This is a genomic window from Cupriavidus sp. IK-TO18 (genome assembly GCF_015549295.1).
Classification (GTDB): Bacteria; Pseudomonadota; Gammaproteobacteria; order Burkholderiales; family Burkholderiaceae; genus Cupriavidus; species Cupriavidus oxalaticus_A.
Genome location: NZ_JADGMP010000006.1, coordinates 121,894 through 139,147 on the forward strand (window position 1 = coordinate 121,894; position 17,254 = coordinate 139,147).

Consider the following 17,254-nt stretch of genomic DNA (forward strand, 5'->3'; position numbering starts at 1 on the left):
CCATGCGCCTGACCGAATCGGCCATCTCGCCGCGCAATGCCGGCACGCAGGACGCCGCCGAGCCCGAGGTCCTGTTCGACGTCGTCAACGGCGTCGGCATTGCCACGCTGAACCGGCCACGCCAGCTCAATGCGCTGTCGTACCCGATGATCGTCGCGCTGGGCGCGCAGCTCGAAACCTGGGCGCAGGACGACGCCATCCGCGCCGTCGTGCTGCGCGGCGCGGGTCCCAAGGCCTTCTGTGCCGGCGGCGATATCCGCGCCCTGTACGACAGCTACCGCGACGGCACACCGCTGCACCGGCGCTTCTTTATCGACGAATACACGCTGGACTACCGCCTGCACCGCTATCCCAAGCCGCTGGTGGCGCTGATGGACGGCGTCGTCATGGGCGGCGGCATGGGGCTGGCGCAGGCCGCGCACCTGCGCATCGTCACCGAGCGCTCGCGCGTGGCCATGCCGGAGACCGGCATCGGGCTGGTGCCGGATGTCGGTGCCAGCCATTTCCTGTCGAAGCTGCCGGTGCAGCTGGCGCTGTATCTCGGCCTGACCGGCGTCACCATCGGCGCCGCCGATGCGCTGCTGTGCGGCCTGGCCGATGCCGCCGTCGACAGCGGCACGCTGGCCACGCTGGAGCAGACACTGGCCGGCATTACGTGGGGCCGCGACGTGCTCGCCGACCTGCGCCATGCGCTGGTGCGCGAACCCGTGACGAGCGCCGCCGACGCACCGCTGCTGCAGGTGCTGCCCGCGCTGCTACGCCACTTCCCCGCGCATGCCACCCTGCCGGAAATCCTCGCCGGCCTGGCGTGCCAGGACGACCCGCGCTACACCGCCTGGGCCACGCGCACCATCGACGTGCTGCGTACGCGCTCGCCGCTGTCGGCGTGTGCCACGCGCGAACTGCTGTTTCGCGGCCGGCGCATGGACCTTGCCGACTGCTTCCGCATGGAGCTGGCAGTGGTGGTCAACACCTTCTCGCAAGGGGATTTCATCGAAGGCGTGCGCGCGCTGATCGTCGACAAGGACAACGCGCCGCGCTGGCGCACCACCAGCTATGAGGCGGTGGCGCCGGATGACGTGCAGGCACTGTTCCGGCCATGGTGGGCGCCTGGCGAGCAACCGTTGCCGCTGGTCCTTCCCGCCTGAACGAATATACTTCCATCCGTTGTGCAATTTCAACTTCCCCGCTAACATGAGTCCACGGCAGCTGAGACAACAGCTGCCGACGTCGCTCGGACGGTTCCGGGCGCTTACGTAAAGGACTCCACATGACTGCCGCTTCCTCCGGCAAGCGCCGCTTCGCGCGCATCGATCGTCTTCCTCCGTACGTTTTCAACATCACCGCTGAGCTTAAGATGGCCGCCCGCCGCCGTGGCGAGGACATCATCGACATGAGCATGGGCAACCCCGACGGCGCCACGCCGGCGCATATCGTGGCTAAGCTCACCGAGGCGGCGCAGCGGCCCGACACGCACGGCTATTCCGCATCGAAGGGCATCCCGCGGCTGCGGCGTGCGATCTCGCACTGGTATCGCGAGCGGTATGACGTCGAGATCGACCCGGATACCGAGGCCATCGTCACCATCGGCTCCAAGGAAGGCCTGGCGCACCTGATGCTGGCCACGCTGGATCGCGGCGACACGGTGCTGGTGCCCGATCCCAGCTACCCGATACATATCTACGGCGCGGTGATCGCCGGGGCCGATATCCGTTCGGTGCCGCTGGTGCCGGGCATCGATTTCTTTGCCGAGCTGGAAAGCGCGATCCGCGGCAGCTATCCCAAGCCCAAGATGATCGTGCTGGGCTTTCCGTCCAACCCTACCGCGCAATGTGTCGAGCTCGATTTTTTCGAGCGCGTGATCGCGCTGGCGCGCAAGCACGATATCTTCGTCGTGCACGACCTGGCTTACGCTGACATCGTCTTCGACGGCTGGAAGGCGCCTTCGATCATGCAGGTGCCGGGCGCCAAGGATATCGCGGTGGAGTTCTTCACGCTGTCCAAGAGCTACAACATGGCGGGCTGGCGCATCGGCTTCATGGTCGGCAATCCGGACCTGGTGGCGGCGCTGACGCGCATCAAGAGCTATCACGACTACGGCACCTTCACGCCGGTGCAGATCGCGGCCATCGCCGCGCTGGAAGGCGACCAGGAATGCGTGCAGGAGATCGCCGCGCAATACCAGTCGCGCCGTGACGTGCTGGCGAAGGGGCTGATCGAAGCCGGCTGGCCGGTAGATATCCCGAAGGCGTCTATGTATATCTGGGCGCGCATACCGCAACCTTACCGCGCCCTGGGCTCGCTGGAGTTCGCCAAGCAGTTGCTGGCAAAGGCCAGGGTATCCGTGTCACCGGGCATCGGCTTTGGCGACTACGGCGACGAATACGTACGCTTTGCGCTAATTGAGAACGAATCGCGCATTCGGCAGGCGGTGCGAGGGATCAAGGCGATGTTCCGCGCGGACGGGCTGTTGACATCCACCCCTGCCTGACGGCCGAGGACTCCTACCACGTCTGAAACGACAATCGCCATTTCAGATCGTCTCGGTGGGTTCCTGCTTCGCTGAGCGGCATGACTGCACCGGCTCTCCACAGGCTGCAACGCGTTGTCCCCGCGCCAGAATATTGATCGCGCCGACGAGATCGGCATGCCCCTCGAACCCGCAGGTCACGCAGGCGAAGCGCTCTTGGGTCTGCCGATTCTCCGCAGCTGCGTGGCCACATCTGGGGCAGATCCGGCTAGTGTGCTGAGACGGCACGGCTATGAGCCAGCCGCCATTCCATGCTATTTTGTATTCTAGTTGGCGACGGAATTCGTACCAGCCTTGGTCGAGGATGGCCTTGTTCAGGCCGGACTTAGCTCGAACGTTCTTGCCTGGCGTCTCGGCCGTGCCTGCTGCCGACCTAGACATGTTCCCCACCTGCAAGTCCTCGATACACACCATCGCGTGGTTTTGGCTGATTGTGCTCGTGGCCTTGTGAAGGAAGTCGCGGCGCGTGTTTCCAATGCGGGCGTGAATACGCTGAAGCCTGGCTTTCGCCTTTTTCCAGTTGTTGCTGAACTTCGTTTTGCGGCTCATCGACCGCTGTGCACGGCGCAGTTGAGCCTCGTGGCGTTTGAAGCTGTTGAGCGGCTCGAGAAACGAGCCGTTGCTGAATGTTGCGAAACGGGCAATACCAACGTCGATGCCAATGGCACTGGTTGCCTGCGGCATCGGCTGCTCGACTTCGCGCTCCGTCTGGATCGAGACAAACCACTTGCCCATGCTTTGGGACACGGTGGCGTTGCGCACCTCGCCGAGCACATTCCGACTATTGCGGTATCGAATCCATCCAAGCTTGGGAAGGAAGATGCGGCTGTTTCCCTGATCCAGCTTGATCTGCTTCGAGTCGGGGTAGCGAAAGCTGTCCCGCAGGCCCTTCTTCTTGAAGCACGGAAATGCAGTTCGCTTGGCGAAGAAGTTCTTGTAGGCCCGCTCTAAGTCTTTGAGCGCATGTTGTAGTGGGTGAACTGGAGAGTCCTTGAGCCAAGGCGTTACCGGCCCATTACGCCACTCAGTCAGGCGCTTGGCCATTGCCACATAGCCGATAAATTTACCGCCCGCCTCGTAGTTCTCCTTTTGCAACGCGAGTGCCTTGTTGTAGACGAATCGGCACGAACCAGCAAAGCGCTGCATGTTGCGCTGCTGTTCGCCATTCGGCCTTAGCTCGAACTTGAAGGCTTGGAAACGTTGCATCGGGCCTTTTTACACTGGGACCATGAGGAAAGGGTTCTGAAGCTGCCGCCACTGCGTCTTCCAGATTCGTGTTCATTTGGTCTTCGTGACCAACAACCGTCGCAACGTCCTCGCCAAAGAAAGGTCTGGACATGCGAGTACAGGATAAGACTCGATTACGACGGATGGACTACCACAACTGCGCGACAGCAAGGGGGCAAGGCTCAAGGCGTTGCACTCTCCTGGCGAGCCACAACACGCGCCACACCCATACTTAGCTGCGGGAAGGAAATCGACAGCGTGCGCAATGACCCCAAAGCGAGCGAGAGGAACGAACCGTTAGAGCGCTGTTTCTGCGTAGACGAAAATTACCAAAGGCCATGGGCAATTTACTCGTCCGATTTCTTTTGCAACGTAGACTTTGACACTCGAAACTTTGCCTGCGGCGCTCCTCGCGCTCATTTTCCTGCGCGCGCAGGCTGTTCTGTGCAACCCAGATGAAAAATGCAGCGATAGGTAGACCCACCGCCAACGCGGCTAAGCCGATCGTCATAACGACTCCCCGAATATTTTGTGTGTCGCAGCAGGAGAGTTCCTGCCTGACCACACAAACGCAGGTCAATGAGCATACGAGAAATACTAGACCGAATTCTCCCGGCAACTCCCTCTCGGATTCGTCCGGCAGCGATCAAGAGAAGCTGGCACCCCAATAGCTGCTACAAGCAGTCACCCCTTTGTACAGCTGACTTGTAAAGGCCAGCCTAGCACTGATCGTAGTGCCAGTAAGCCGTTGTGCGATTGCACGGCAACAGCCTCCCGCGCAGAAACAGCATACGCCATCCAGCAACTTATGTCACGATTAGTGTGTGGCCGATTAGTGTTCATACTCCGAGAGTGGCGGGTATGAAGAAAACCTTACGCCATCGCTTCGGCGAACGAATTCGCGAGCTTCGGCAGGCCACCGGCCTGTCCCAAGAGGCCTTTGCCGATGATGTGGGATTTGCGCGCACATACATGAGCCGTATAGAAACGGGTGCCGCAAACCCCTCCCTGGACGCCATCGAAGCACTGGCCACCGCGCTCCGCATCAGCGTAGCGGAACTCTTCAGCACGTTATGAGCGCGCCTGTCAACCCTCTGGGTCCGAACCGCTTGTGAAAACCAACTAAACATACCCAATGGGCGACCATGAGGGCGGCGAACTGGCAGCGTTCCACGTAGGCCAAAGGTTTGGCGCGGTTGCGACTTGCAAAAGTCGATATCGCATATTAAGCTAGGGTTACTTCTCGCCCTCTGGGCATCGACCTTGGCGCTGCGCGCCACAAGCTGTACGCGGCAGGACTTCTCCGGCCGGGCACCTCACTACGGTGTCTATCGCCTAAGTCATAACGCGTTCATTTTTTGGCCTTTGGCTGGGCTCTCTAAGTCCGTCCATTGCGCAAGCTGGCCGGGTTACAATTGGCCCCACTGCCCCTGAACGCGGCGGAACGATATTTCGTTGCGCGCGCCGCACGGCAGTTTTTCCAGCCTCAGCTCAACCGACTTGACAGGCTCATCGCGGTACACGCTTGTGCGCCTCGATGCATAGCGACAACTCCGACATGGACTAAAGGTCCGGCGGAGTTGCGACTTAGAAAAGTCGATTTCGCACATTATGCCAATGTCACTTCCCGCCTCGCGCGCATCGACCCTCTGCGCTACTCGCCACAAGCTATACGCGGCATGACTTATTCGGGCGGGCACCTTATCTCGGTGACTGCCGCCTCAGCCGTAACTCGGCCACTTTTAGCGCTCCTGACTGGGCTCCCTAGTTCGACCAGGCATCAACTGGCGCGATTTCCACAGACCTTCTCTCGCTTCTGAGCAGGGCTGCGAGACCTTTTACTGTTGCGTACGCCGCACCGCAGTCGGCCTTTGAGTTCAATTGACATGGGCGCGCCCAAGATCGACGCCAGTGTGAGAATTTGTCCTGCATATACGCGGGATGACACGTTTCGCCCGTTCGAGGCAGCCGCATTGCAAGCTCCTACACCGAATAAATTAGCTCGTTGCGAGGCGTGAGCTCACTGGTATCACGCGTAATTTCTTCATTTTTCCAGTCTGGACCGGCTCGTTAAACGAGCCACTTCCAGCGATCCCAACGTCGTTTTGATGGGTCGATCACTGAAGCACCCCATCGACTTGAAGGCCTTCACAGCTCGATTTCACAGACATAGTTAAAGGCCTACCAAGGCCTACTACGCATACATTTCCATAGCGGCGCATTCAATCAAGCACTCCATTTATTTAAAGATTTTACTTACGTTTCTTTATGAATTTTCATGAGACGTGCCAGGCTCATCGAGATCACACCAAATCTACAAGATGATATTTCTTCATGTAGAAGATCCGGCATTCCATGATTTTTTCGTTCATTTATTCATGCTACCAATATTCCTTACCATCGAAGTACATGAGCATATATTTTTGGTCAACCCTTTAAACATGAAAATCACACCCTTTACGATTACCTTCTTTCACTTCAGTTTCCTTGATCGATAGCTAATCGCTTATTTATTCGAATGACACGATATACGTTTTTCTACACTTACTTCGCATCGATGTAAAGACTCCTTTACTCACTTCTTCCTGCGCATTTTTCTCGGGCCATCCTGAGCATATCCGAAGCATCTTCGGAGAGTTTGTCCGCACTCTAAAAGCGGACATCCGGCAGTGCAAGCAGTTGTTTGTTGGAAAGCAATGGAGGCGGAGATTGGTTTCCGCCTCACGCGGGCCCGGCATGTCGTCGCCAACACGTCTGTACGTACCCCAAGCGGGACGCACCGGCCTTGATGGTGATGCCGAGGCTAGCGGCTGTACGTACCCGTATCGCGTCCTGAGGGGCACGGTGCCAGGACTGGTATCAGCCAGTCGCATTTATCACTGACCAGAATTGACGCAGACAAAATTGAAGGAGTGAAATGAAGATCGATATCTTTGCTGACCTGATGCGCTTGGTAAAGCGCAATCGTGATGGCTCGTATGCGACGCAAGCTGCTCGCAAGTACGTGCTGGCACAAGTAGCTCATGACCTCAAGGACATGGGTTTCCGAACGCTCCCTGCGACCGGTTTAAAGCCAAAGCATGTTGAAGCCTTGGTGGCACGATGGAAGGCCAGCGGCATCGCGGCAAGCACCATGAAAAACCGCATGTCCCATGTAAGGTGGTGGGCGGAGAAAGTCGGCAAGCAAAACTGCGTGCCGCGCAGCAATGGCGAACTGCAGATTGCGAAGCGCCGCTATGTGACGAATATTTCGAAAGCACTGACTATTGACGATGAGTATCTACAAAAGATCTCTGATGAACGTCTGAGGTGCTCTATCGAATTGCAGTTTGCCTTCGGACTACGACGTGAGGAATGCCTGAAGTTTCAGGCGAAATACGCGCTATCTGGCAGGCCCTTGGATGAAGTGAGTGAGATCAAACTTAAATCGTCTTGGTGTAAAGGTGGACGATCACGTATTGTACCAATCACAGATGAACATCAGCGCGCAGTCCTTGCACGTGCCATTGTATTCTGCGGAAACGGCTCCATGATCCCCAAACAGCTCCGCTATATCGATCAGGTTCGCCGCTATGTCCGGGCTGTAAAGAAAGCTGGTCTATCGAAGTTGCATGGGCTTCGACATCAATATGCCCAGCGACGATACCAGCAGCTAACGGGCTGGCTCGCCCCCGCGGCGGGAGGCCCGATCGCACCCCAACTCAGCCCGGAACAGCGAAACATTGATCGCGTAGCACGACTGCAGGTGTCTTCGGAACTGGGCCACAATCGCGAGGAAATTACTGCAGTTTATCTAGGTCGTTAGCATTGATAGACGCCGCTCAATATAAATCCAATGCGTGGCATCGACTTTATTTTTATCATCATCCGAAGCTATTTCGGCAAGGAGCAATACATGACTGATCTCTTTGAAATGGAATTTGTTGCTTTGCTTTCACGCCACTTGGTGGAATTTGTTGAGGTGCTGTCGGCACGCGACGGTTGGTATGTACGTATCAATGGTTTCCAGTGGCTGCGCTCGCGAAAAAAAGAGCCGCACCGATTTGATAATCTTGAGCGCACCTTGTACTACCTACGCGACTTGGGCTGCACCCGTGTGTCGGTGGACCTGACCTTTTGGTCAGAGGAAAAAGCCACCTAATCAAACTGAGCATGCGAGGGCCCAGCGCCCCGTCCCATGCACTCACAGCCTGCCGCCCGGCAAGTGGGTTGGCCTGTCAGTCGGCAGGTTGCGAACGATGCAATCCAGGGCGGGTGCGTCCGAACGCCCACCCAGTGCCGCACTGATGGAATCCCGGTACTGCTTCACCGAGATGCGCTGGTAGTACAGACGCGAGGTCTGGTCCAGCCAGTAGACGTAATCGTCGTCGCTGCGGCTGCCGCTGGTACGCAGCCAGTCGCTGATATTGTTCGTCCCGACGATCATGTTCGGGCACGCGGTCCTCAGCGAATCGAGATAGGCATTGAAGTCGGAGGCCTGGCGGTTGCGTACGGCGTCCGGCGCGCAGGCGGCCAGCATGGCAACGGATGCCGCGGCGGCCGCGATGATGCGCAACGGTTTGGATGCAGGCAGCACGGCAGTCCTCCCGGCGGTGACGTTGCCTGCCATCTTATGGCAACGCCGTGCCCGCGTACATCGTGCCGCCGCCGTGGGCTCAGTCGTCCAGCGTCTCGTGCACCGCCGCATCGCCGCGCTTCCAGTAGGCCGATGCGCGGATGCGCTTCTTGTCGATGTCGCGCTCGCCGACCAGGTACTGCCGCACGGCCTTCATCGCCACGGCCTCTCCCGCGGCCCAGACATAGCCTTCGCCCTGCGGGAGCGTCACCTGGCGCAGCGCCGCTTCGAGCAGACTGCCCTCGGGAGCATCGCCGCGATGCAGCCAGTGCACCTCGACCTGCGCCTCGCTCGGCAACGCAATCTGCGCGGTGGCATCGGGCACCTCAAGCACGACGATAGCGCGCGACGCCGCACCCAACTCTTCCAGCCGGCGCCCCACCGCGGGCAGTGCTGTGTCATCGCCGACCAGCAGGTGCCAGTCAAAGCCCGCCGGCACCACGAACGAGCCGCGCGGACCACCAACGCCCAGGTACTGGCCCGGCCGCGCCTGCGCCGCCCACGTCGACGCAGGCCCGTCGCCGTGCAGCACGAATTCGATATCCAACTCTTTCGCGGCGGCGTCGTAGCGGCGCGGCGTGTAGTCGCGCGCGGCCGGACGAGGCTGGCCTTCACGGAAGCTGATGCCGTCCGGGCCGACCTGCGGCAGCACCGGCTTGTCGGCGCCGTTCACGGGGAAAAACACCTTGACGTGGTCGTCGAACGAGGCCGACACAAAGTCTTCCAGCTCGGCACCGCCCAGCGTGACCCGCAGCAATTGCGGCGTGACCTGCGCGGTGCGCACCACTTGCAGCAGGCGCATCCTGAGCGGATGGCGCACGCGCTGCACGGACAGATCGCGATTGGATTCAGTAGCGTTTGCAGTCATAGAGGAATTCCTTGGTTGCAGGCCCGGCACCTGCCGGGCCCGGGTGCCGATCGCAGATGCCAGCGTCAGCGCCACGGTTCAGGCCTGGGGACCGGCTTCGATCTCGGCCGCTGCGCGCATCAGGATCGCGGCAATGCGGCGCTGCTCGTCGGCGCCGGCTTCGCTGCGCATCACCATGGCGCGCTTGAGCGCGCCACGCGCCTGCATCAGCTCGGGCAGCCAGCCGCCCTGCTCCGGTTCCGGCTGCGGCTCGCCGCTCATGGCCCGGCGCATCCACTCCATCTTGCGGGCCACATGGCGCAGCTTGGCCACCATCACATCGACTCGCTCGCGGTTGGCAGCGAGGTGCGCCTTGCCGGTTTCGGACAACTGGTAGCGCTTCTTGTTGCCTTCGGTGTCGACGGTGGCGTAGCCGACTTCTTCCAGGTAGGTGAGCGCGGGGTACACCACGCCGGGGCTCGGCTTGTAGAAGCCGTTGGTGCGCGTTTCGAGCGCCTTGATCAGTTCGTAGCCGTGGCTGGGTTTTTCTTCGAGCAGGCTGAGCAGCAGCAGCTGCAGGTCATCGGCGCTGAACTTGCGGCCGCGGCGCCAGCCTTCGTCGTCGAAGCCGCCAGGGCCACCGCCGCTGAAGCCGTCGTCGTCACGGTTGCCCCAGAAGCCGGCGCCGCCTCGGCCCATGGCGTGACGCATGGGGTGCGGAGCGAGTCGCATGAATGCTTCTCGTACCGTGCCGTGAGAGGCGTGTGGGTGGCTTTGGTGATGAGCATGGTGGCGCATAAGCAATGCGTATATCGTTAGATAGATCGTACGATATATATCGTACGATCTAAAGTCAACCCACTTATTGGCCATGTGCCGAGCTCTACAACCCCGTGACCGCGAGTCGACGGGGCCGGTCATATGGCCTGATAACGATTGGGCTGCGCCTCAACGGCTTCCAGATATGGCCCCGCCTGTGCCACTCTGCAGGGCCGGGTTGCTCGGCAGCTGCGGAATGCCGCGGCCACCCGCGACATTAGTCGCGCAGCAATGCCGCGCCATGTACCAAGGCCAACTCACTCAACACCTCAGTCTCATGGGCCAGCTTGGCTGCAAGGGAAAGCAGGCTCTCCCAAGTCTGCTGGTTAAGGGCGCTTAAATTCTCGCCGGAGGCCCCATAGTCGCTGGCCATCAATAACAAGCCATGAAGCTGGGCCGCGCGTTCTGCTGCAAGGCTCAGAGGATTTTCGCCCTGGCTGTGGGCGGTCACGAGCATGTCGACACCATTGTGTTCCGCTGTAATGCCGTGATGGCTATGGCTATACATGGTGCACCTCCGCATGCGCGGGCGCGCTCTGGTGCATTGTGCAGGTGCGTGAAAATGCCAATCGCCCAGTATGGGCAAGCAAAGACTGGATCATGGAACGGCCTCCCTTTTCATACGGTTTCAGTCCCGCTCCCCGCTGCTAATTGGGGTGGGCGGGCGCAAGGCAGGGTTAGCAGACCGAGAAAAGGAACCGGCGAGCCCGAGGGCTCCCCTGCCAGGCCCGCCCATGAAAGGGGCGTGCGCAGGCACGACGGACGTAAGAATACCGCCAGAAGGCGGTCGTCCGGCCTTTTCACTCGGGCTGCTAAACCCGGTCACTACGATGGCAGCGACGTGACCAGTATGGCGAAAGGCTCTGCCGGCCAGTATGAGCACATTCGCAAAAATTGGGCGCAGGCAGCCACAGCATCGAAGTGCCAGTCAGCGGCACTTCCCTGAGCCCTGAACTTGCGGCCGCGGCGCGAGCCTTCGTTGTCAAAGCCATCGGTGCGGCCCGCTGAAGCCGTCGTCGTCAAGATTTCCCCAATTAATGATTGCGTGACGCATCAGGTGCGAAGCGGAGCGCATGGCTGCTGTAACTCCTACTGCGCCGTCAGAGGCGAATGAGTGCGATACCGCACCAAGTCACGTTGATTGTCCCCGCTCCGCTTTCCAACATTCATTTAACGCCAAGCAGCGCGACAGACGCTGCGGTGTCCGCACAGAGATGGATTCAAGAACAACAAGTGCTACCGGGGAAACAGCATGGCCGCCAACACGCAGCGCAGGCTCACTGCAATCTGTATCGGTGCCATGATGCTGGCGCCATGGGGAACGGCGCACGGCGCCATGGAGGATGCACTGCTGAGCGCGGAACCGGTGGTTCCATCAGCGCGGGGGTTCTTCGCGGAAGCGGCCTATGACGCAGGCGGCCATTACCAGGGCGGGCATTTCCGCACGGGCTACAAGTTATCGCCCGCGTGGTCGCTGGAGGCGGGATACTGGCGCCGGCACGTCACGTATGGCGACGATTCCGCCGGCATCGACAGCTGGCTGGCGTCCACCAGCTATGGCCTCGTCACGACGCCCGATGCAGGCCGCAAGCTGACCCTGCGCCTGTCCGCGTGGGGCAACAACACCGGCAGCCTCAGCAAGAGCGGCTCCGCCTCGTCCGGCAAGTTCAGCGATTTCACCATCGCGCACCCGAACGATACGCAAGTACAGGCCGACGTGATCTACACAGGCCAGCCCTGGACCAACCACTTCCTGACAGGCTTCCTAAGCGCCGGCTACAGCTGGGTTCGCGCCGGCGATATCCAGGGCACGCTGAAACAGGGCTCCTGCCTGTACAACGTCAGGGTCGGCGCCGATAACATGGCCCTCGGCACGCTTGCGGCGCCATGCCGGGTCGGCCGCGCCACCATCTCCAGCGGCGGCTTCCGCATGAACGCCGGGCAGATCGGCCTGGACGCGGGCGAGGGCTTCAATGACGACGGCGCATTCATCGGCGCCGGCGGCTCGTGGCGGTGGCGCTATGGGGCGTGGAGCCTGGTGGCCGGCTACCACGCGCAGTACTTCTTCCGTGAACTGGACGACCGCTATACCGCCTATGGCGCGCCCAAGTCGCAATTCAACCAGACCATCGTGCTGCAGGCGTCGTACGCGATCAATCGCTACGTAGACGTATTCTTGCGCGGCCAGGGCGCGCAGAACAGCCTGATGGGATATGTGCCGATGCTCTACAACCCGGTCACGGCCAGCAAGCTGGATCGGTCATTTGCGTTGTTCTCGATCGGCCTGCGCATCAGCGGATTCTAGCGGTGCGCAGCGTGCCCGTTAGCGGCGATGCAGGCGGACCCGGACGCCGTTGCCGGATCGGATCGTCACGCGCCCCACCACCTTCGGCACATGGCCAGGGTCCGCCTCGACCCGATAGCGCCGCACGATGCTGGCGAGGATCAGCACCGCCTCCTGCGTGGCATAGGCCGCACCGATGCATACCCTCGGGCCCTTGCTGAACGGGATATACGCGCACTTCGACGACTCCTTGCCGGCCTGCGTATCGAAGCGGTCGGGATCGAACTCGTCCGGCCGCTCCCACAGCGTACGATGCCGGTGCAGCAGCCACGGCGAAATCAGGATCGGCGAGCCCTCCTTCACCGACTTGTCGCGAATGCATTGCGACTGCGCCGCCTCGCGCACGAAGAACCCGACCGGCGGATACAGCCGCAGCGTTTCGCGGAACACATTGCCGACCGCCGGCAGGCTCTTGATGTCGCTCAGCTCGAAATCGCGATCACCGACGGCCTCCTGGATCTCGGCAAGCATCTTGTCCTGCAGGTGCGGGCATTGCGAGATCAAGTAAAGCGCCCACGTCAGCGCACTGGCGGACGTCTCATGGCCGGCCAGGAACAGCATGCAAACCTGGTCGACCAGCTCTTCATAGGTGAAGCGGTCGCCGTTGACCGGATCGACCGCGTCCATCATGCCGGCCAGGATGTCCTGCGTTGCACTCCCCTGCCCGCTGTCACGCTCGGCCAGTCGCCGCGTGATGATCTCTGACAGGATCACACGGATCTTTTTGGCCGCACGCTTGCTCTTCCATGCAGAGATCACCGGCGGCAACCGATAGATCATCAGGATCATCGCCCGCTGCGCGTGATGCTGGAACTCCAGGAATGCGTCGTAGATCTCCTTCGCCGCAGACTCCTCCAGGTTTTCCGACAGGATCGTCCGGAAAATGATGTCGGCGGTCACGTACGTCATCTCGCCATCCACCTCATACGACCGCCCGTCCGCCACCGCATCCAGCCGCCGCGTCATCCCCGCCACCGAATCGGCCATCAGCGAAAACACCAGCTTCAGCCGCGCCTGCGCGAACGCCGGCTCCACCAGCCGGCGCTGCCGCTCCCACACCTTGCCGTTGGTCGTGAAAATGCTGGTGCCCAGCAGCGGCTCCAGCATCCGGTGCATCAGCTTGTGCTTGGGATACTCGTGCGTATCGCCCAGGATCTTACGCACCCAGTCGGCATCGTTCACCATGAATATGTCCATGCCGGGCTGCGAGATCTTGCCCATCTTCATCGAATAGCTGCGCTCGAACAGCACATCGATCCATGAGTTCCAGCCGCGCAGGAAGCGCAACAGGAACGAACTTTTGCGCGTGTGCGGCTTGGGGTAAGGCGGCTGGAAATTCATTGCAATGGGGGGAATTCAATAGGGCTGGACGCGGCTCGGGCCGGCCGTCATCCGGAAATAGTCGTACTCATTCGGCAACGCGCTTGCCATCAGGTACTGGAAATGCAGGCGCTGCTTGCTGCGCTTCATGCGGGCGTAGTCCTGCTTGCTGAACATGCGGAACGGGCGCACCACTTGCGCAGTCGGACGGCCGACGCCCGCACCGGCAATGCCGGAGATGTCCAGCGGATTGGCTTGCGAGAAGCAAAGCGAATCAGCGCGCGCGTTCATGTCGAGCCATTGCATGTCGCGTTCTTCGGAAAGACGCTTGAGATCGTGCCGGAAGGCCTTTGCGCTCGGCATCAGGCCGAGAAGCGGAATGCACTGGCCCAGCGTGACCAGCGTAACCTGGCGGCGCTGCGCAGGCGTAAGCACCTCAACCAACCGTGCCGCCAGCGACACGCCGACGATCGAGCCGACACTGTGGCCGACTACCAATGCCTCGTCGCACGAAGACGCTTCCAGGTCCTGGCGGATCCATTCGGCAAAAACCGCGATCCGGCCCTTGACGTCCTCCGGCTCACGCTCGCCCCATCCCTGCACAAAGCGGTAGATCTGCAGCAGCCAGAACACCGCCAGCCGGTTTGCCAGCGCAATACCACCGCTAAACAGGGCTGCGCCGGCAGCAATACCTCCCGCCAACGCGAACCACGCATTGCCGCCTACGGCCGACAGCAGCGCCTTGACCCCGGCGCCACAACCGGCCGACAGCAGCACCAGTAGTAACAGATAGACCAGCGGATACAGGGCACTGTAGAAAGGCCCGCGGAATGTCTTGCTGAGCCGGCCAAATGCGCCACATCCGATATAGCGCGCATACCTGCCCAAGGTCGAGAACACCAATTTAGGCAAACTGGGTTCCCAATGCCTGCGCACCAGATCATCCCAATGCAGGAACTGGTATTGCGTCGACACCGAATGCCCGCCCCACTCACCGTCCACGGTCCAGGCACTCACATGCTCGCCCAGCTTGTTCCGCGCACCCACGCTGACCGTTCCACCATGATGCACGGCTTGCTTGACCGACTCCTCGCGATACAAGCGGTGATAGTACGACGCGCCGCGCGGATCGAAACCGCTGACGTAATAGACCTTGCGGTGCTTCACCTGGCTGGATGTGGCTTGCGCAGGCTTATCCTGAACCGCTGCGTCCATCATTGCGTCCGGTGGTGCAGGTTCTTCTTCAGCACCAGGTCCACGATTGGCTGCTCACGCTTGTTGGCACGGCGGCAGTGGTCCTGCTGGAACTTGTCAGTGAACCAGATGATGAAGCGCGCCCACCAGCGGTGCTGCTCGCGCCAGGCGTGCGACGACACCGACTCCCAGGCATAACCGTTGAGCAGCGTCGCATTGACGAAATGATCCAGCGCGCGCACGCCCGCACGGCCACGTTCGGTTTTGCCGAAAAAGCCGATGTAGACGATCAGGAGGTATCCGAGGACGGCTAGCGGGACGATAAAAATCATCAGCAGGAAGCCGGCGATGCGTTCTCTCATGGCGGGGGGCGTTGGTATGAAGGGGTTGGTGCTGGGGCGCAGCGGAGCAAAGGCAGTTCAGTTGCTGACGGAAGGAAACGGTCTGAGTCTGGCCGCGAAATAGTATAGCGACAGTTGCATGCTGGTTCCGTCGGTTAGCCAGTGGATAGGCCAACTGTGTCGAGATTAGAGTTTGCACTGTTGCACTTTTGAAACACGACTCTTGGGTGTGGTTTTCCCTAAGCAAAGCGCCCCTAAAGTCACCAGCATCTCAAAAATGAAACCCTATGCCAGCAAAAATTGGGCAATGTACAGGGTTTTAGCCAATTCCAATCTCTCACTCAAAGGTCATTATTTAGCAGAAGGACACCAACGCACGATAAAGGACACGCATGCTGACCCTCAGCCTTGCTCTACTGGCATTTATCGCGTTTGCCGCAGTACTGATTGTCTCGGCCGCCGAGGATTGGCAGGACGAACATATATAAATCGAGAAATCGCGATAAGCCAATAGGGATAGATCAACAACCCACAAGGGCACCGTCTATCCATTCCGGTGAAGGCTTGCTCCGACGAAACCCTCTTTCACATCACACTCTTTCAGGACGATGCCATCCGGGGCAGGGAAAGGTCGTAGCTTCGATCCGGATATTATGTCTGCCGTCAGTCGCGGCTTTCGGCCGGCCCTCAGTGCCCTGATATGCCAGCGAGACCAAGCTTCCCAATATGCAAGTCGCTGGGTTGAAATCCCGCTTGCGGAGTATCCCGTTGACTTCGCAGTCATCAGAGACCCTTCACGGTGAGATCCGAACGCTAGGGGCTGACTGATGCGATGTACAGCAGCAGGCCCAAAAACCAGGCGGATTCGGGCAAGAAACTCACTATCAGCCCCAGTTCGCACGTTGTCCCACATCCCGACCTGTTGCTGGACCTTGTCTTTTCGGAATAGCGGCGACGACGGATTGATCCGCGCCAGCGGATGCACTTGCCGCGAGAAGAAAACGCCGTCATCTTGAAGCCGAATCCAGTTGGACGTCGTTGCAACCAAGCGCTCATCGTTCAGAAGCGGCTTCACCTGCTGAGCAATCTTTGAAGGATGAGACCAATCATCGGAGTCATGACAGGTTACGAACGTCCCTTTCGCATGGGAAAACCCAATGTTCTTCGCCAAGTAAGTTCCCCCATTACGTTTGAGCCGAAGAAATTTGACCCTACTATCACGGCGCGCCCACGACTGGACAATCTCTGACGTACCATCACGGCTCGCATCATCAATCACAATCAATTCAAGATTTCGATAGCTTTGCTCAAGAACTGATGCGATTGCCACGTCCGCTCTATCACCTGTTTCGAAGGTTGTCATCAGTACAGTCACCAGCGGACCATCGACGTGGGACAAAGGCTCTGCGGCTTTCAAATTCGCCGGAGCGGGCGGCTTACGCACGTCCCGCAAGGCCACAGAAGGCACATCAAAAGTCTCTAAATAGGCATTCAGCCGTGCCAGTTGCTTTGCCGGCTCGTCCCCTAATGCATTTGACATATGCAGATGCAGTTCGGGGTATTGTCTCTGACGGCCTTCCGCAAAAGCGGAAATCAGAAAGCGCTCAGCAGCTTCCGAACGGTTAGTACGAAGCAGCAACGCTGCCTTCAACGACCAAGCGTTGACATCGAATTCGAGGAGCTCAAGCGCGAATTCCGGAAGATAGGGTGCCATAGCTGCCGCTAAAGCCGGCAACTGGGAGGCACAGTCATCCCTACGCAGCATCATCCGTCCGCACTCCTCCGCCTCCTTTCGGTGTCCACAAGCAGCGAACGACACGGCCCGAGCGAAGATCCCTTGCCAGGAATAATCGGCAGGCTCGTGGGAGATCACCGAGGCGTACATGCCAAGGCGGTAGTACGACCACAGCCTCCATCCGTTCGCTCGTTTGCCCTCTCCTTTCATATACGCGAGTGCGTACGCAAACCTCCGCTTGCGCAGATGCCACAGTGAAAGCAAGCGATTCAACATCTAAAA

General features: G+C 59.9%; 15 protein-coding genes. 6 read left to right on the top strand and 9 right to left on the bottom strand.

What is annotated here, in order from left to right:
- The first annotated feature begins 2 nt into the window (after positions 1-2).
- Together IPF36_RS04510 and alaC are read left to right on the top strand one after the other, a co-directional pair.
- Positions 3-1,148 (top strand): enoyl-CoA hydratase/isomerase family protein, encoded by a 1,146-nt coding sequence (locus IPF36_RS04510; protein ID WP_195427403.1) that lies wholly within the window; start codon positions 3-5, stop codon positions 1,146-1,148.
- Positions 1,149-1,270: 122 nt separating this feature from the next.
- A complete protein-coding gene (alaC, locus tag IPF36_RS04515; protein ID WP_195427404.1) occupies positions 1,271-2,491 on the top strand; it encodes an alanine transaminase in 1,221 nt (406 codons plus the stop codon).
- A gap of 42 nt (positions 2,492-2,533) precedes the next feature.
- Here alaC and IPF36_RS04520 read toward each other — a convergent pair whose 3' ends face one another.
- The gene (locus IPF36_RS04520; RefSeq protein WP_195427405.1) at positions 2,534-3,736 is read right to left on the bottom strand and encodes an RNA-guided endonuclease TnpB family protein; all 1,203 of its coding nucleotides are present in this window, start codon (positions 3,734-3,736) and stop codon (positions 2,534-2,536) included.
- 882 nt (positions 3,737-4,618) lie between these two features.
- Here IPF36_RS04520 and IPF36_RS04525 point away from each other — a divergent pair.
- From IPF36_RS04525 to IPF36_RS04535, 3 genes are all read left to right on the top strand, one after another.
- Positions 4,619-4,834 (top strand): helix-turn-helix domain-containing protein, encoded by a 216-nt coding sequence (locus IPF36_RS04525; protein ID WP_116321080.1) that lies wholly within the window; start codon positions 4,619-4,621, stop codon positions 4,832-4,834.
- Positions 4,835-6,674: 1,840 nt separating this feature from the next.
- Positions 6,675-7,562, top strand: coding sequence for a phage integrase N-terminal domain-containing protein (locus IPF36_RS04530; RefSeq protein WP_195427406.1), 888 nt, complete (start codon positions 6,675-6,677; stop codon positions 7,560-7,562).
- 90 nt (positions 7,563-7,652) lie between these two features.
- Positions 7,653-7,898 carry a hypothetical protein gene (locus tag IPF36_RS04535; RefSeq protein ID WP_195427407.1) on the top strand — a complete coding sequence of 82 codons (246 nt, stop codon included), beginning with the start codon at positions 7,653-7,655 and terminating at the stop codon, positions 7,896-7,898.
- A gap of 42 nt (positions 7,899-7,940) precedes the next feature.
- Here the strand turns inward: IPF36_RS04535 and IPF36_RS04540 are convergent, their stop codons facing one another.
- From IPF36_RS04540 to IPF36_RS04555, 4 genes are all read right to left on the bottom strand, one after another.
- Positions 7,941-8,333: a hypothetical protein gene (locus IPF36_RS04540; RefSeq protein ID WP_195427471.1), complete on the bottom strand. Its 393-nt coding sequence runs from the start codon at positions 8,331-8,333 to the stop codon at positions 7,941-7,943.
- 79 nt (positions 8,334-8,412) lie between these two features.
- Positions 8,413-9,240 (bottom strand): siderophore-interacting protein, encoded by an 828-nt coding sequence (locus IPF36_RS04545; protein ID WP_195427408.1) that lies wholly within the window; start codon positions 9,238-9,240, stop codon positions 8,413-8,415.
- Between the two features lie 78 nt (positions 9,241-9,318).
- Positions 9,319-9,951, bottom strand: a complete 633-nt coding sequence (locus IPF36_RS04550) for a PadR family transcriptional regulator (protein ID WP_368671113.1) — start codon at positions 9,949-9,951, stop codon at positions 9,319-9,321.
- A 304-nt stretch (positions 9,952-10,255) separates the two neighbouring features.
- Positions 10,256-10,546, bottom strand: a complete 291-nt coding sequence (locus tag IPF36_RS04555) for a hypothetical protein (protein ID WP_167884537.1) — start codon at positions 10,544-10,546, stop codon at positions 10,256-10,258.
- A gap of 744 nt (positions 10,547-11,290) precedes the next feature.
- On the opposite strand from IPF36_RS04555, the gene IPF36_RS04560 reads away from it, so the two are divergent.
- Positions 11,291-12,343 carry a hypothetical protein gene (locus tag IPF36_RS04560; RefSeq protein ID WP_195427409.1) on the top strand — a complete coding sequence of 351 codons (1,053 nt, stop codon included), beginning with the start codon at positions 11,291-11,293 and terminating at the stop codon, positions 12,341-12,343.
- An 18-nt stretch (positions 12,344-12,361) separates the two neighbouring features.
- Here the strand turns inward: IPF36_RS04560 and IPF36_RS04565 are convergent, their stop codons facing one another.
- From IPF36_RS04565 to IPF36_RS04580, 4 genes are all read right to left on the bottom strand, one after another.
- Positions 12,362-13,723 carry a cytochrome P450 gene (locus IPF36_RS04565; RefSeq protein WP_195427410.1) on the bottom strand — a complete coding sequence of 454 codons (1,362 nt, stop codon included), beginning with the start codon at positions 13,721-13,723 and terminating at the stop codon, positions 12,362-12,364.
- Positions 13,724-13,738: 15 nt separating this feature from the next.
- Positions 13,739-14,920: a hypothetical protein gene (locus IPF36_RS04570; RefSeq protein WP_255519673.1), complete on the bottom strand. Its 1,182-nt coding sequence runs from the start codon at positions 14,918-14,920 to the stop codon at positions 13,739-13,741.
- Entirely contained in the window at positions 14,917-15,258 is a 342-nt protein-coding gene (locus IPF36_RS04575) for a hypothetical protein (RefSeq protein WP_135702510.1), read from the bottom strand. Before IPF36_RS04575 ends, IPF36_RS04570 begins: the two co-directional genes overlap by 4 nt.
- Positions 15,259-15,781: 523 nt before the next feature.
- A complete protein-coding gene (locus tag IPF36_RS04580) occupies positions 15,782-17,248 on the bottom strand; it encodes a glycosyltransferase family 2 protein (RefSeq protein WP_195427411.1) in 1,467 nt (488 codons plus the stop codon).
- Positions 17,249-17,254 lie beyond the last annotated feature (6 nt).